The sequence below is a fragment of the Stutzerimonas sp. NM35 genome, from assembly GCF_054604355.1.
This window is the reverse complement of record NZ_CM137728.1, coordinates 2,964,390-2,979,587: the sequence shown is the minus strand read 5'-3', so window position 1 is coordinate 2,979,587 and position 15,198 is coordinate 2,964,390. Positions and strand designations below refer to the sequence as shown.

10 protein-coding genes are annotated in these 15,198 nt (G+C 64.3%); 6 read left to right on the top strand and 4 right to left on the bottom strand.

Annotated elements, in window-relative coordinates:
• The first annotated feature begins 7 nt into the window (after positions 1 to 7).
• The 5 genes from parE to ACYCFC_RS13885 all read left to right on the top strand — a co-directional run bounded on the left by parE (position 8) and on the right by ACYCFC_RS13885 (position 6,676).
• Positions 8 to 1,894 (top strand): DNA topoisomerase IV subunit B, encoded by a 1,887-nt coding sequence (gene parE / locus ACYCFC_RS13905; protein ID WP_459651962.1) that lies wholly within the window; start codon positions 8 to 10, stop codon positions 1,892 to 1,894.
• A complete protein-coding gene (locus ACYCFC_RS13900) occupies positions 1,891 to 2,877 on the top strand; it encodes an esterase-like activity of phytase family protein (protein WP_459651961.1) in 987 nt (328 codons plus the stop codon). Before parE ends, ACYCFC_RS13900 begins: the two co-directional genes overlap by 4 nt.
• Positions 2,877 to 3,404, top strand: coding sequence for a TIGR02281 family clan AA aspartic protease (locus ACYCFC_RS13895; protein WP_181087191.1), 528 nt, complete (start codon positions 2,877 to 2,879; stop codon positions 3,402 to 3,404). The genes ACYCFC_RS13900 and ACYCFC_RS13895 overlap by 1 nt, the downstream gene beginning before the upstream one ends.
• The gene (parC, locus tag ACYCFC_RS13890) at positions 3,401 to 5,656 is read left to right on the top strand and encodes a DNA topoisomerase IV subunit A (RefSeq protein ID WP_459651960.1); all 2,256 of its coding nucleotides are present in this window, start codon (positions 3,401 to 3,403) and stop codon (positions 5,654 to 5,656) included. Before ACYCFC_RS13895 ends, parC begins: the two co-directional genes overlap by 4 nt.
• 390 nt (positions 5,657 to 6,046) lie before the next feature.
• Entirely contained in the window at positions 6,047 to 6,676 is a 630-nt protein-coding gene (locus ACYCFC_RS13885) for a PqiC family protein (protein WP_459653998.1), read from the top strand.
• A gap of 384 nt (positions 6,677 to 7,060) precedes the next feature.
• Here the strand turns inward: ACYCFC_RS13885 and ACYCFC_RS13880 are convergent, their stop codons facing one another.
• Positions 7,061 to 8,587: an AhpA/YtjB family protein gene (locus ACYCFC_RS13880; protein ID WP_459651959.1), complete on the bottom strand. Its 1,527-nt coding sequence runs from the start codon at positions 8,585 to 8,587 to the stop codon at positions 7,061 to 7,063.
• A 205-nt stretch (positions 8,588 to 8,792) separates the two neighbouring features.
• On the opposite strand from ACYCFC_RS13880, the gene serB reads away from it, so the two are divergent.
• Complete coding sequence (gene serB / locus ACYCFC_RS13875) at positions 8,793 to 10,007, top strand: phosphoserine phosphatase SerB (RefSeq protein ID WP_181086576.1); 1,215 nt, start codon at positions 8,793 to 8,795, stop codon at positions 10,005 to 10,007.
• 76 nt (positions 10,008 to 10,083) lie between these two features.
• Here the strand turns inward: serB and ACYCFC_RS13870 are convergent, their stop codons facing one another.
• The 3 genes from ACYCFC_RS13870 to ACYCFC_RS13860 form a co-directional block, all read right to left on the bottom strand.
• Positions 10,084 to 11,157 (bottom strand): NAD(P)-dependent alcohol dehydrogenase, encoded by a 1,074-nt coding sequence (locus ACYCFC_RS13870; protein WP_459651958.1) that lies wholly within the window; start codon positions 11,155 to 11,157, stop codon positions 10,084 to 10,086.
• A gap of 96 nt (positions 11,158 to 11,253) precedes the next feature.
• Positions 11,254 to 13,320, bottom strand: a complete 2,067-nt coding sequence (locus ACYCFC_RS13865) for a GGDEF/EAL domain-containing response regulator (RefSeq protein ID WP_459651957.1) — start codon at positions 13,318 to 13,320, stop codon at positions 11,254 to 11,256.
• Positions 13,321 to 13,381: 61 nt separating this feature from the next.
• On the bottom strand, positions 13,382 to 15,187 hold the full coding sequence (locus ACYCFC_RS13860; protein WP_459651956.1) for a molecular chaperone: 1,806 nt from the start codon (positions 15,185 to 15,187) through the stop codon (positions 13,382 to 13,384).
• Positions 15,188 to 15,198: the final 11 nt, after the last annotated feature.

Below are 15,198 nucleotides of genomic sequence, written 5' to 3'. Positions count from 1 at the left end.
AACGCCCATGTCTTATACCGCAGAAGCCATTGAAGTCCTCTCCGGCCTTGACCCGGTGCGCAAGCGTCCGGGTATGTACACCGACACCTCGCGGCCCAATCATCTGGCCCAGGAAGTCATCGACAACAGCGTCGACGAGGCGCTGGCCGGGCATGCCCGCTCGGTCCAGGTGATTCTGCATCAGGACAACTCGCTGCAGGTCATCGACGATGGCCGGGGCATGCCGGTGGATATCCACCCGGAAGAGGGCGTTTCGGGCGTCGAGCTGATCCTCACCAAGCTGCATGCCGGCGGCAAGTTTTCCAACAAGAACTACCAGTTTTCCGGTGGCCTGCATGGCGTCGGGATTTCCGTGGTCAATGCGCTCTCGACGCGGGTCGAGGTGACCGTCAAACGTGATGGCAACGAGTACCGCATGCAGTTTGCCGATGGCTTCAAGGCCAGCGAGTTGGACATCGTCGGTTCCGTGGGGCGGCGCAACACCGGCACCAGCGTGCATTTCTGGGCCGACCCGAAGTACTTCGACTCGCCGAAATTCTCCATCAGTCGCCTCAAGCATGTGCTCAAGGCCAAGGCAGTGCTCTGTCCGGGGCTGAATGTCAGTTTCGAGGATAGGAACACCGGCGAGAAGGTCGAGTGGCATTACGAGGACGGCCTGCGTTCCTATCTGGTCGATTCGGTCAGCGAATTCGTCCGCCTGCCCGACGAGCCCTTCACCGGCAGCCTGGCCGGTAACACTGAAGCGGTGGACTGGGCGCTGCTGTGGCTGCCCGAAGGCGGCGACAGCGTGCAGGAAAGCTACGTCAACCTGATTCCCACTGCCCAGGGCGGCACCCATGTCAATGGCCTGCGCCAGGGGCTGCTGGACGCCATGCGCGAGTTCTGCGAGTTCCGCAGCCTGTTGCCGCGCGGGGTGAAGCTGGCGCCGGAAGATATCTGGGAGCGCATCGCCTTCGTGCTGTCGATGAAGATGCAGGAGCCGCAGTTTTCCGGCCAGACCAAGGAACGCCTGTCGTCGCGTGAGGCGGCGGCCTTCGTTTCCGGGGTGGTCAAGGATGCCTTCAGCCTCTGGCTCAATGCTCATCCCGAGCTGGGGCTGCAACTGGCCGAACTGGCCATCAGCAATGCCGGGCGGCGGCTCAAGGCGAGCAAGAAGATCGAGCGCAAGAAGGTCACCCAGGGCCCGGCGCTACCGGGCAAGCTGGCCGATTGCGCCGGCCAGGACCCGGCCCGCGCCGAGCTGTTCCTGGTCGAGGGCGACTCCGCCGGCGGCAGCGCCAAGCAGGCTCGGGACAAGGAATTCCAGGCGATCCTGCCGCTGCGTGGCAAGATCCTCAATACCTGGGAAGTGGACGGCGGCGAGGTGCTGGCCAGTCAGGAGGTCCACCATATCGCGGTGGCCATCGGCTTGGACCCGGGCTCGGCGGACCTCTCGCAGCTGCGTTACGGCAAGATCTGCATCCTTGCCGACGCCGACTCCGACGGCCTGCATATCGCCACGCTGCTCTGCGCGTTGTTCGTCCAGCATTTCCGCCCGCTGGTGGAAGCCGGGCACGTCTATGTCGCCATGCCGCCGCTGTACCGCATCGATCTGGGCAAGGACATCTTCTATGCGCTGGACGAGCCGGAGCGCGACGGCATTCTCGAACGGCTGGTGGCCGAAAAGCGCCGGGGCAAGCCGCAGGTCACGCGCTTCAAGGGCCTGGGCGAGATGAACCCGCCGCAGCTGCGTGAAACCACCATGGACCCGAACACACGCCGGCTGGTGCAGCTGACCCTGGATGATTTCGACAGCACCCGCGAGATCATGGACATGCTGCTGGCCAAAAAGCGCGCCGGCGACCGCAAGAGCTGGCTGGAGTCCAAGGGCAATCTGGCCGAGGTGCTGCTTTGAACGGTCGCTGGATTGCGTTGCTGCTCGCGCTGGCGGCACCGGTCTGGGCCGCCGAGGCGACTCCCGAGCTTGAGTTGGTCAGCGAACACCCTGTCGAGGGCATGGGGGCGGGCAACCTGTCTGGCCTGGCCTGGTGCGGCGACGGCCTGTGGGCGGTTTCCGACCGTGAGGACAACCTTCTCTATCGCCTCGATGCCAGCGCCGAGAATGGCGTCTGGGCAGCCCAGCCGGAACACTTCGAACTGCCGTCCGTGGCGGACAGCGGCCTGCCCTGGGGCATGCGCATGCGTACCCTGGCCAGCGGCGTGGTGCGCGGCGGGCAGATGGATTTCGAGGGGCTCGCCTGCGACCGGCTGGGCAATCGCTATCTGGCCAGCGAGGCGCATGCGTCGGTGCTCAGGGTGACCCCGGCGGGTACCGCGCAGTGGCTCAACCTGCCGTCCGGTCTGATCCGACAGGCACGCGCCAGCGGCATGTTGTTGAAATTCAACGCCATGTTCGAGGGCATCGCCGTCGACCCGGATGCCGGGCGGATGTGGCTCGCCGCCGAGCGCGAGCGGCGTGGGCTGATGGTCATGCACCGCAACCAGAGCAGTTGGCAATGCACTGGCGGCTGCGTGCTGCTGGCCGAGGGCGGCCACGAGCTGCCGCCGCCGACCCTGGGCGAGCAGCCGTTGCCGAAAAGCTTTTCCGGGCTGGCCTATCTCAATGACCGGCTGTTCACGCTCGAACCCAATGCCCACCAGGTCTGCCGTCGCAATCTCGCCAGCGGCGAGGTCGAGCGCTGCTGGTCCTACGCCGCCACCGCGCTGGCCGACACGCGTCGCTACGACACGCCATTCGGCAATGCCGAGGCGTTGTCGCTGGACGAGCAGGGCGCCTGGATCGGGGTGGACAACAATACCCAGGCTCGCCGCGACGGTGAAAAACGTCCGATCGTCTGGCGCTTCGCCGCGCCGCGTGGCGGCTGGGGTGCCCGCTAGTGAGCCAGCCTGCGGGGCGTCGTGCTGGCCGGGTCATGCTGGTGCTGGCCTGGGGGATCGGCATCCTGCTGGCGACGAAGTTTTTCGCCGACTGGGAGCAGAGCCGCTTCAACCCCAACCGACAACCTGTTTCGGTGGTGCAGGGTGAGCGCATCGAAGTGCTGCTGGAAAGCAATGTCCAGGGCCACTTCGTCGCCAGCGGGCGGATCAATGGCGAGGCGGTGGTCTTTCTGCTGGATACCGGCGCCACCGATGTCGCCATTCCGGCTGAAGTGGCCGGCAGGCTGGGGCTCGCGCGTGGCGCGCCGATCCTGCTGCAGACCGCCAACGGCCAGACCACCGGCTACCGCACGGTGCTCGACAGCCTCAGCCTGGGCGACATCGTCCTGCGCGACGTGCGCGCCATCGTTGCGCCCGGCTTCGACGGCGAACAGATATTGCTAGGCATGAGTGCCCTGAAACAACTCGAATTCACCCAGCGCGCCGGCACCCTGGTGCTGCGCCAACACGCCACGGATCGACCATGAGCGAAATTCTCGACCTGAGCCTGGACGGCGTGGAGCGGCGCTCCCTCGCCGATTTCACCGAGCAGGCCTACCTCAACTATTCCATGTACGTGATCATGGACCGCGCGCTGCCGCATATCGGCGATGGCTTGAAACCCGTGCAGCGACGCATCGTCTATGCCATGAGCGAACTGGGCCTGAACGCCGACTCCAAGCACAAGAAGTCCGCGCGCACCGTCGGCGACGTGCTCGGCAAGTTCCACCCCCATGGGGACTCGGCCTGTTACGAGGCCATGGTGTTGATGGCCCAGCCGTTCAGCTACCGCTACACCCTGGTCGACGGCCAGGGCAACTGGGGCGCGCCGGACGATCCGAAGTCCTTCGCCGCCATGCGCTATACCGAGGCGCGGCTGTCGCGCTATTCCGAAACCCTGCTGTCGGAATTGGGCCAGGGCACCGTGGACTGGGTACCGAACTTCGATGGCACCCTTGATGAGCCGGCCACATTGCCGGCGCGCCTGCCCAATCTGCTGCTCAATGGCACCACCGGCATCGCCGTGGGTATGGCCACCGACGTGCCGCCGCACAATCTGCGTGAAGTCGCTACCGCTTGCGTGCGCCTGCTGGACGAGCCGAACGCCATGGTCGAACAGCTCTGCGAGCACGTGCAGGGGCCGGATTACCCGACCGAGGCGGAGATCGTCACGCCGCGCGCGGACCTGCTGAAGATCTACGAAAGCGGTCGCGGTTCGGTGCGCATGCGCGCCGTGTACCGGGTCGAGGATGGCGATATCGTCGTCACCGCGTTGCCCCATCAGGTCTCCGGGGCCAAGGTGCTGGAGCAGATCGCCGCGCAGATGCAGGCCAAGAAGCTGCCGATGGTGGCCGACCTGCGCGATGAATCCGATCACGAGAACCCCTGCCGCATCGTCATCATCCCGCGCTCCAACCGGGTCAATGCCGACGAACTGATGCAGCACCTGTTCGCCACCACCGACCTGGAATCCAGCTACCGGGTCAACACCAACGTCATCGGCCTCGATGGCAAGCCGCAGGTGAAGAACCTGCGGGTGCTGCTGTCCGAGTGGCTGACCTACCGCATCGGCACCGTGCGCCGTCGCCTGCAGTTCCGCCTGGACAAGGTGGAGAAGCGCCTGCACCTGTTGGAAGGCCTGCTGGTGGCCTTCCTCAACCTCGATGAAGTGATTCAGATCATTCGTAGCGAGGACCAGCCCAAGCCGGTGCTGATGGCGCGTTTCGGACTGTCCGAGCTGCAGGCCGACTACATCCTCGATACCCGCCTGCGCCAGCTGGCGCGGCTGGAGGAAATGAAGATCCGTGGTGAGCAGGACGAGCTGGCCAAGGAGCGCGAAAAGCTGCTGGCCTTGCTGGGCAGCGAAGCCAAGCTGAAGAAACTGGTGCGCAAGGAGCTGCTCGAAGACGCCGAAACCTATGGCGACGAGCGCCGTTCGCCGATCGTCGCGCGGGCCGAAGCCCGTGCGCTGACGGAGAACGAGCTGCTGCCGTCCGAGCCGGTCACCGTGGTGATTTCCGAGAAGGGTTGGGCGCGCTGTGCCAAGGGTCACGATATCGATGCCACCGGGCTTTCCTACAAGGCCGGCGACGGCTTCAAGGCGGCTGCGCCGGGGCGCTCGAACCAGTACGCGGTATTCATCGATTCGAGCGGGCGCAGTTATTCACTGGCGGCACATTCGCTGCCTTCGGCGCGTGGCCAGGGCGAGCCGCTGACCGGGCGCCTGACGCCGCCGCCGGGTATCAGCTTCGAATGCGTGCTGCTGCCCGAGGATGACGCGCTCTATGTGATCGCCTCGGACGCCGGCTACGGCTTCGTGGTCAAGGGCGAGGACCTGCAGGCCAAGAACAAGGCCGGCAAGGCGCTGCTGTCGCTGCCGGCTGGCGCCAGGGTCATTGCGCCGCGCGCGCTCGACAGCCGCGAGAATGACTGGCTGGCGGCGGTGACCACCGAGGGCCGCCTGCTGGTGTTCCCGGTGCGTGATCTGCCGCAGCTGGGCAAAGGCAAGGGCAACAAGATCATCGGCATCCCCGGCGAGCGGGTGGCCAGCCGCGAGGAATATCTGATCGATCTGGCCGTGCTGCCGGCGGGAGCGACGCTGGTGCTGCAGGCCGGCAAGCGCACCCTGTCACTACGGGCCGACGATCTGGAACACTACAAGGGCGAGCGTGGGCGGCGTGGCAACAAGCTGCCGCGCGGCTTCCAGCGTGTGGATGTTTTGCTGGTCGAGGCGACATGACAAGGCGATCGCGCCATGGCGTTATTTTGCGATGGTCGTTCGATAAAAGCGCTGGAGGCTGGACGAAAAAACGCCATTTGCGCCCGAGCCTGGTTCGCTTGTCGTTCAGCCTCCAGCTTTCCAGCGTTGTCTTCGGCTCTTTGAGCGCATGGCGCGATCGCCCTGGCGACATGATTGGCAGGCTGGCGTCCTCGGCCTGATTCACGGAAGATAGCGGGCTTTCCCGTATTGCGATCCGAAGAGGGTCGGCAGGCGACCGATGACGATGGTTTTCGTTGGCGTGGACAGCGGTCCGGCTGACAAATCCTCTGGTCGCGAGTAGAGGTAGAAACGAACGTGCTGCGCTTCTCGACTGTAGTATTGCTGGCCTGTGCCAGCCTGGCCGGCTGTATGACACAGCCGGTGCCGATGTACCGCCTCGACACCGGAACAACCGAGATACCGGTCGAGGAAGGTGCCGCCGTACTGCTGGGGCCGGTGACGCTGGCCGATTACCTGCAGCGTGATGCGCTGCTGCAACGCCTGCCCGATGGCAGCCTGGCCCCGGACGGGCAACAGGCGCGCTGGGCCGGCAGCCTGCAGGGCGATATCGATCAGCTGTTGCTGCGCCAGTTGGCCTGGCGGTTGAAAACCCAGCGTCTGGAACTCAGCCCTGGCAAGGGCTTTACCCCTGACGTACAGGTCGAACTCGATATCACCCGCCTGGACTCCGGTCCTGAACATCCGGCCGTGCTGGAAGCGCAGTGGCGCCTGCTGGACCGCAATGGCAAGCGCCAAGCCAGCCGCCTGGTGCGCCTGCAGGAAGAGCATCAGGGCAGCACCGCCGATCAGGTGCGGGCGCAGAGCCTGCTGCTGCAGCGTCTGAGCGAGATGATGGCCACGGCAATCGAGCCGCTGGCCACGGCCAAGGCGCCGGTCAGACGCAATACCGCCAAGGCGCCGGCCAAGCCGAAACCGCAGACCCCCGTCATCCAGGCCATAGAGCCGATCAGGACCGATCTGGAAGTGTTCCGCTTCTGATTCTGCTTTGTTCGCGGCTGCTGTCGTAGGTCGGGTCACGCTTCACCGACCCGACGAGCGGACGTTCAGGCGCGTTAAAGGCCGGTGCCTGTTGCCGGGTTGTGTCTTTGGATCGTCGGATTACGCGGACCGTCGGATTACGCCTTCGGCTAATCCGACCTACGAATGGCTGGGGTCTTGTAGGTCAGGTCACGCTTCACCGACCCGACGAGCGAATGTTCAGGCGCGTTAAAGGCCGGTGCCTGTTGCCGGATCGTGTCTTTGGATCGTCAGATACGTCTCGGATCGTCGGATTACGCCTTCGGCTAATTCGACCTACGACCGTGCAATCCGCTATTCGCTTCGCGTTCGCGGACGTGGCCCGCTCCTACAAGGGCGTCAGCCTTAATCCAGCCGGCGGGTGCGCAGCTCGTGCATGCGCGCCAGTTGCCGTTCGAGCAGTGACGGATAGGGTTCGAGGAGGCGCTCGACGCAGCAGGCGCCCTCCGGGCTGGCGATGGGGCGGACGCGGGCGCGTTGGCGGATCAGCGCGTCGTCGCCGATTTCCCGTTCGATCAGCAGCAGGTTGCGGCTGTGCAGGGACATGGCCAGCGCGGCCTGCGCGGGCTCGCTGAGCAGCAGATCGCCCTGACCGAGATCGTACAGATCCTCGCCCTGGGTCAAGCCCAGTTGCAGGTGCAGGGTGATGCCGCTGTCGGCTACCTCGATCTGCAGGGCATGGCCGAGGGCGCGCATCAGTTCGCCGCAGCAGATGGCGTGGGTCAGGTAGTTCTGTTCGTCGTCCTGGCTGTGAAACAGCATCAGGCTGCTGCCATCGTTGAGTGTATGCAGTTCGGCCTGATAGAGCGTTGCAGCCTGCTGCAGGCAGTCGCGGTAGCGCTGCAGAAGCTCGGTCAGGCGGGTGCGCGACAGGCGACGCAGCTGCTCCTGGGCGCCGAGCTGTATCGCCAGTACGGCGCTTTTCCCGGCCATGACAGGTTGTGGCGCGGGCGCGGGCGCGGGGCGTGGCGGCGGCTCATCGAAAGGCGGATCGTCATCGAACGGGTCGAAGTCGTCCGCGTCGTTGGCCAGCAGAGGAGCGCGATCCTCCATGGGCTCCAGTGCGTCATCGTCGTCCAGCCCGATATGCGTGCTGTCGCGGCTCGGGGCCGGCATCTTGAAATCCGCCGTGTAGACATCATGCAGGCTGTCGTCGAGTTCGATTTCCGGCTCGGGTGCTTCCGGCACCAGGCGTGCCTGCAGTTGCCGCGCCAGATCGCCGATTTCATCCTGCCGCCAGGCGCCAGGTGCCGGATCATCCGGGTCACGCAGCCACAGGCGCAGCTGCATCAGCGGCGTTGACAACTGCCGGCCCAGGCGCATGCTCAGCACCAGTGTGAGCACCAGCAGGATCAGGCTGAGCAGCCCCATGCTTTGCAGGCTGATGGTCATCGGCTGGCGGAATTGCCGGAGGTCCAGGCTGATGCGCAGATGGCCGGCAATCACTTCCTGGAAGCTGATGGGTGTGGAGTAGAGGCCTTCTTCGTCGCCGAGCAGGTTGCGCTGGGGGCGCGAGCCGGATTCGGCCAGCACCCGGTTGTCCACGCTGTAGATGGCGGCATGGGCTACCAGTGGATTCCTCACCAGGTTGCTCAGCAGCACATTGAGACTGAGGATGTCATTGGCCACCAGCAGGTCGGTGGCCGAGGTGGCGGTCTGCACAACCAGGCTCTGGCCGAGGGCGTCGGCCTGCTGTTCCATGGCGTGCTTGAACTGCATGCCCATGACCCAGGCGTGGATCAGCAATGCCAGCATGACCAGCAGCAGGGTATGGCTGACCACCCGCAGCACCAGCGGGATTCGACGCTGGCGCAGTGCGTGGTAGATCAGCAGGAAGAAGTTGTCAGGCTTGACGGATGCGGGCCGGTTCACAGAGCGCGGCTCTACTCATGAGGAAAGTGCCGCGCAGTATACGGAAAGCACACCGGGGGCTGAAGATCTCTGCTGCAAAGCTGACGAATTGCAACGCTTTCAGGGCCATATCGGCGTGCAAGCCTCGTGGCCAGCCCCTGTGCAGCCGCCAGCGGCGCGTCGGCTGTTGTAGAATGCCTGCCTTCTTTGCCATGGGAGCTGCGCCTTGCGCGAAATCGTCCTGATCAACATCACCGGGGAAGATCGTCCCGGCCTGACGGCTGCCATTACCGGAGTGCTCGCCCAGGGTGGTGTCAGCATTCTCGATATCGGCCAGGCGGTGATCCACGACACCCTGTCGTTCGGCATTCTGGTGGAAATCCCGGATAACGAGCGAGCGTCTTCCGTCCTCAAGGACGTGCTGTTCATGGGTTACAAGCATGACCAGCAGGTGCGTTTCACGCCGGTCGCCGAAGCCGATTATCAGCAGTGGGTGGCCGGCCAGGGCAAACCGCGCCACATCGTCACGCTGCTGACACGCAAGGTCACTGCCGAGCAGTTGCAGCGGGTCAGTTCGATCACCGCCAAATACGGCCTGAATATCGACCATATCGACCGGCTTTCCGGGCGCATGCCGCTGGACATGCCGGAAGAGCTGGGCAAGGGCTGCATCGAGTTTTCGGTACGTGGCGAGCCTGCCGATACGGCGGCGCTACGCGAGGAGTTTCTCAGCGTCGCGCAGGAGCTGAACGTCGATATCGCCTTCCAGCGCGACTCGGTATTCCGTCGCAATCGCCGCCTGGCGGTGTTCGACATGGATTCGACGCTGATCGAGGCTGAAGTCATCGACGAACTGGCCAAGGCGGCAGGCGTGGGTGAACAGGTTTCGGAAATCACCGAGCGGGCGATGCGTGGCGAGCTGGATTTTCGGGCCAGCTTCAAGGAGCGCCTGGCGCTGCTCGAAGGCCTGGAGGAAGGCGTGCTGGCCGAGGTCGGCGCCAGCCTGCGGCTGACCGAAGGCGCCGAGCTGTTGTTCGCCGAGCTCAAACGGCTGGGTTACAAGACGGCGATCCTGTCGGGCGGCTTCAGTTATTTCGCGCGGCAACTGCAGCAGAAGCTTGGCATCGATTACGTCTATGCCAATGAGCTGGAGATCGTCGATGGCAAGCTGACCGGCGTGGCGCTGGAGCCCATCGTCGACGCCCAGCGCAAGGCCGACCTGTTGCGTGAGCTGGCACAGAAGGAAGGCTTGCGTCTGGAGCAGACCATCGCCGTCGGCGACGGCGCCAACGACCTGCCCATGCTCGGGCTGGCCGGGCTGGGCGTCGCCTTCCGCGCCAAGCCGCTGGTCAAACAGTCGGCCAAACAGGCCATCTCCACCCTGGGCCTGGACGGGATTCTCTACCTGCTGGGGTTCAGAGACAGGGAGGGGGTGGAATAAAAACCGATAAAGGCGCTGTAGGCTCTACGCTATACGTGTCGTTCAGCCTTCAGCGCTTTTATCGGCTCCTCGTCATTTAGGGCTTTATCGCGATCTTCAGCACGCCGTCGCGCTGGTTGGCGAACAGGTCGTAGGCATCGGTGATGGCGTCCAGTTTGTATTGATGGGTAACCAGCGGGGCGAGGTCGACGCGACCGGAGGCGACCACGTTGAGCAGACGACGCATGCGCTCCTTGCCGCCGGGGCAGAGCGAGGTGATGATCTTGTGGTCGCCCAGGCCCGCATGAAGGGCGCCGAGCGGCAGGCTCAGGTCCTGTGAATAGACGCCCAGGCTGGACAGGGTGCCGCCGGGCTTGAGTACCCGCAGGGATTGCTCGAAGGTGAGCTGGGTGCCGAGGGCCTCGATGGCGGCGTCCACGCCGCGTCCGCCGGTGATCCTGAGGATTTCCTCGACCACGTCGACGTTCCTGAAGTTCAGCGTGATGTCGGCGCCCATCCGTTTGGCGATTTCCAGGCGCGAGTCGACGCCATCCACGACAATGATGCAGCTGGCGCCGCGCAGTTTGGCGCCGGCGGTGGCGCACAGACCGATGGGGCCCTGGGCGAAAATGGCCACGATGTCGCCGATCCTGATATCAGCCTTTTCCGCGCCGCCGAAGCCGGTGGACATGATGTCCGGACACATCAGCACCTGCTCGTCGGTGAGCGCATCCGGCACCGGGGCCAGGTTGGCCTGGGCATCGGGTACCAGCACGTACTCGGCCTGGGTGCCGTCGATGGTGTTGCCGAAGCGCCAGCCACCCATGGGTTTGTAGCCGTGGCAGCTGCAGCCGCCCGCTTGAGAGGAGACGCCGTCCTGACTGGCGTAGGAGGAGAAATCCGGGCAGATGGCGCCGGCAATCACGCGCTGGCCTTCCTCATAGCCCTGCACGTTGCTGCCCAGCTTCTCGATGATGCCCACCGGTTCATGGCCGATGGTCAGGCCCTTGGCGACCGGATACTCGCCCTTGAGGATATGCACATCGGTGCCACAGATGGTCGTGGTGGTGATGCGTACCAGGGCATCGTTGGGACCCGGCTCGGGAATGGGTTTGTCGGCAAGCTCGATGCGGCCCGCCTCGACGAATATGGCGGCTTTCATCATGGTCATGTCGGTTCTCCTGGCTGGTGAGGTTCACCCACTCTAGTGCAACAGGGTGAAACCCGGATGACCGGGGTCAAGGCTTGGGGTTGCGCTGCTGGCCGGTCATTCCTCGTCCGAGGAAAAATCGTAATCCATCGACTGGCTGGGACCCTGCAGGTATTGACCCTGGATATAACCGACGCCAGCCTGCCAGAGCGTGGCCAGTACGGTCGCGCTGTCGACGAAGGGCACGATGGTTTGTCGGGCCTGCTCATGCAGGCTGGCCAGCAGTTGCTTGAGCGTTTCCTGGTTTTCCTGACGGCTCAGGTCCTGGGTGTAGGAACCATCGATCTTGATGAAGTCGGCATTCAGATGCTTGAGCGTATTGAGAGGGTTGAGTGTGCAGCCGAACTGATTGAGTGCGCTGTGGCAGCCCAGCCCGATCAGTCCCTGGGTCAATACCTTGGCCTGTTTCAGGTAGGCAACGGCGTCGCTTTCGGCGATCTGGAAGACCAGTGAATCCGGAGGAAGGCGCGATGCCTTGAGTGCCGCACCCAGCCACGGCAGCAATGAAGGGTCCTGCAGGCTGTCACTCGACAGGTTGAGGAATAGCCGCGTGCTGTGGCCCTTGTTGCGATGTTCGGCGAGCAGCTTGATGGAGTTGAGCAACACCCAGCGATCGATTCTGACGGCCAGTCCGGTTTCCTTCGCCGCGTCGAGGAAAATGCTGGGCGGTACTTCCTCGCCTTGCGGGTCGAGCAGGCGCAGCAGCACTTCATAATGTTCGTGGCTGTCCCCACGCAGGCTGATGATCGGCTGGAACAGCAGGCGGAAGCTGTTCTTCTCCAAGGCCTGTTGCAGCATGGCGAGGACATCGCCGCGGTTGGCGGCGGCTGCCAGTTCGACTGCCGGATCGTAGAGGCGCAGCGCATTGCCATTGCTCAGTTCTTCGGCACAGCGGTGAGCGCGGTCGATCACGCTGCGCGCCTTGGCGGTCTGTTCGTCGAGGGGGGCGACACCGATGCTCAGGGTGGTTTGCACGGTGCGACCGGCGATCTCGAACAGGGCCCCTTCGACCTTGTGCAGCAGTTCGGTGAGCTGGGGCTCGCACTGCTGCGGTGTCACGCCATTGAGCAACGCGGCGAATACGTCGTCGCCGAAGCGGGCGAGCTGGACCGTTTCGGCAAAGTGGCCGCGCAGCAGCCGGGCGAGTTCGGCCAGCAGGCGGTCAGCGTCGCCGAGGCCGATGTCGGTCTGCAGGCCGGCGAAGCGATCGACGCGAATGTAGGCCAGGCTGGCGCCCTGTCCGCTATTGACCGCCTCCTGGACGGCGCTGTCGAGCAGCTCCAGGAAGTGGTTGCGGTTGTGCAGGCCGGTCAGGGGGTCCTGTGTGCTGATTTCGCGCAGTTTCGCCAGTTCGGCGTTGTCGCTTTCCGCGCGGATGACCACCTGGATGCAGGGCTCGCCGTCATAACTGGCAGGGGAAAAGCTCATGCGTGCCTTGAAATCGCTGCCGTCGGCCCGCACGCCCTTGCATACCAGTTCGGAATTGTCCGGGATACTCTGGTAGTTCTTCAGAAAACTCTTGAATTCGACCTGATCGCAGCCGGCGATCAGGTCGATCATCGGCATGCCTTCCAGCTCCTCGACATCTTCGTAGGCGAACAGCTCCAGATAGGCGCGGTTGGCGTAGATATGCATGCCGTCATGGACATAGGCGATGGCGTCCACCGAGCTTTCCAGCAACAGCTGGCAACGCTTTTCGGCTTCACGCAACGCCAGCTCGGCCGAGCGGCGGGCCCGGCGATCTTCGAGATTGGCCAGCTCCCGACTGGCTACCAGGATCAGCCATTCATCCTCGTGTTGCGGTAGCGCGGCCTGGGCGCCGAGCATGAGTGCTTCGGTAATCGCCTCGATGTCGTTGCCATCGATCAGCTGGATGACGGGGATGTCCTTGCCCTGCTTGCGAAGCGTGCCGGTGGCTTCGCTGGGTTCGAGGTTGGCGCTGGAGGGGGCGTTGATCAGCAGGTCCCAGGTCTGCTGGAGCGCTTCTGCCAGATCCTCGCCAGAGGTAAGCCGGTGTACCCGTGTTGCCTGGCCGGCATTGCGAAACAGACTGACCAGTCGCTCGGCTTCATTTTGCGAGTCTTCGAGGATCAGCAGGCGGACGGTTTTCTTTTGCGGGGACATGGCAGCTGCTTTGGAACGCACCATGGCGGGGCGTTGGGGCTAAAAAACAGTGAGCCGCAATCTACAGCGACTTCCAGAGTGAGTCAAAATCTTCACCCCCCGATATCCCCTGGGCTCCCCGCATTGTGACAGGGGTCTCCTGGGGTATGGCTGCAAGACCGACCAGTTGATACTCGTACTGATTGTAGCTGCTGGAACCGCTCTGGCGACGACGCAGCAGGGCGCGGTGTTCTTCGCCGTTCTGGTTGATCAGGACTTTCTGTCCTTCCTGGAATGGCAGACGCGGCACGATGAGTGTCGCTGCGCGGGAAATCACGCTGATTTCCGGCAGCAGCAGGGCGCGAAGGTATTCGCTCCCCTGATCGGTCTTGCGCAGCAAACGCAGGCCGCAGGGCTGCGCATGGGGGGCGATCAGCTCAACGCCCATCTGCGTGCCGCTGCCGCGTACCTGGCGCACCCAGCGCACGACGGCGACGCTCCAGCTCTCGTCGGCGCCATTGCGCAGGCCGAGCAATTCGCCGGCCTGCAGCTGCGCCGGTGTTTCCCCCGACCATGACAGGCAGTAACCGCCGGGGCTGTGGTTGACCATCTGCACCTCATGGGTCGGGAAGGCGCTTTCGACCCTCGACTGCGAGGTATCTTCCGGCGTGGCGGTGGCGGGGCGGACGAATTCGATGCTGTCACTGGGCAGCAGGCCCGCCTCATTCACCGGCTGTGCATCGAAGGCCACCGCCCAGACGTCGGGGGCTGCGTTGTTCAGTTTGAAGGTCGCCGAGCGGGCGGCGTCGGGCCTTTGCAGCAGCTCGGTAAAGGGCCGCTGGCCGGCGAGATGGTAATGCAGGGCGCTCATGCCGATGCACAGCTGCAGGCTGCCCCGCGCGGGGGAGCGCTGAAAGCTGCGTTCGGACGCATTGCCCCAGGCCGAGCCAAGGTGCTGCAGCAGATCGGGGCTCAGCCCTGCGGGAATTTCCAGTTCGACCCCGGCGGTGCCTGGTATGCCTTGCAGGTGAGCCTGTATCGCGTCCACCAGCGCCTGCGGATCGATGCCCAGTTGGTGTGGCAACTCCTCGGCTTTGAGCATCGAGCGATAACGCGGCGGGCCGTCGAGACGGGGTGATAGCACCAGCAGACTGGACGAATGCTGCGCGGGTTGCAGGCGAACCAGGGCGCTCCAGGGTTCGAGCGCCTGCGCCAGTTGGGCGATGCTCTGCTGGCGCAGCTGGTTGCAGCGGGCGCTGCCAAGCATCAGGGCGACGATATAGCTGCGCTCGGCGCTCAGCCCCGCGGAGCGATAGGCGAGGTCGTCGCGCACCAGGGTGCTTTGTACGCCGTGCTCGACGGCGATGATGTAGAGCTGGTGCAGTTCCAGCCAGAGGCCTTCGGGAGGCGGGCTGTAGAGTTGAGTGGAACGCGCCAGTATGGCACAGAGGCTGTGGATCGCCCGCTGCAGCACGATGGTGAGCAGTTGCAGGCGTTCGCGCCCGGCCTGGGGCGCCAGCCTCACGGTAATCATCTTGTAGCCGACTGCCAGGTGATTCTGCAGTGCCTGGCACAGGCTGGCGACCTTGCGCGGTTGTTCGCCAAGGACGATTGGCTGGTTGAGCAGGTAGCGCTCCAGCTGGCGACAAACGAAATGGATTTCCGGTCGCATCAGCTCCAGCAGTTGCAGGCGGTTCTGGGTCGAGGTGCGCAACTGGTTGAGTTCGCGCATGGCCTGGTACAGCAGCCGTGCGGTTTCACCGAGGTTGGCCTTGGGCAGGCCGGCCAGCCATGCCTTGAGATCGCGCACGCTGGGTTCGCAGAAGGACAACCCCTGGCAATCCGGCGTGGGTACGCGCAATAGCAGTGGCTGACTGGGATTTTCCAAGCGACGAACTC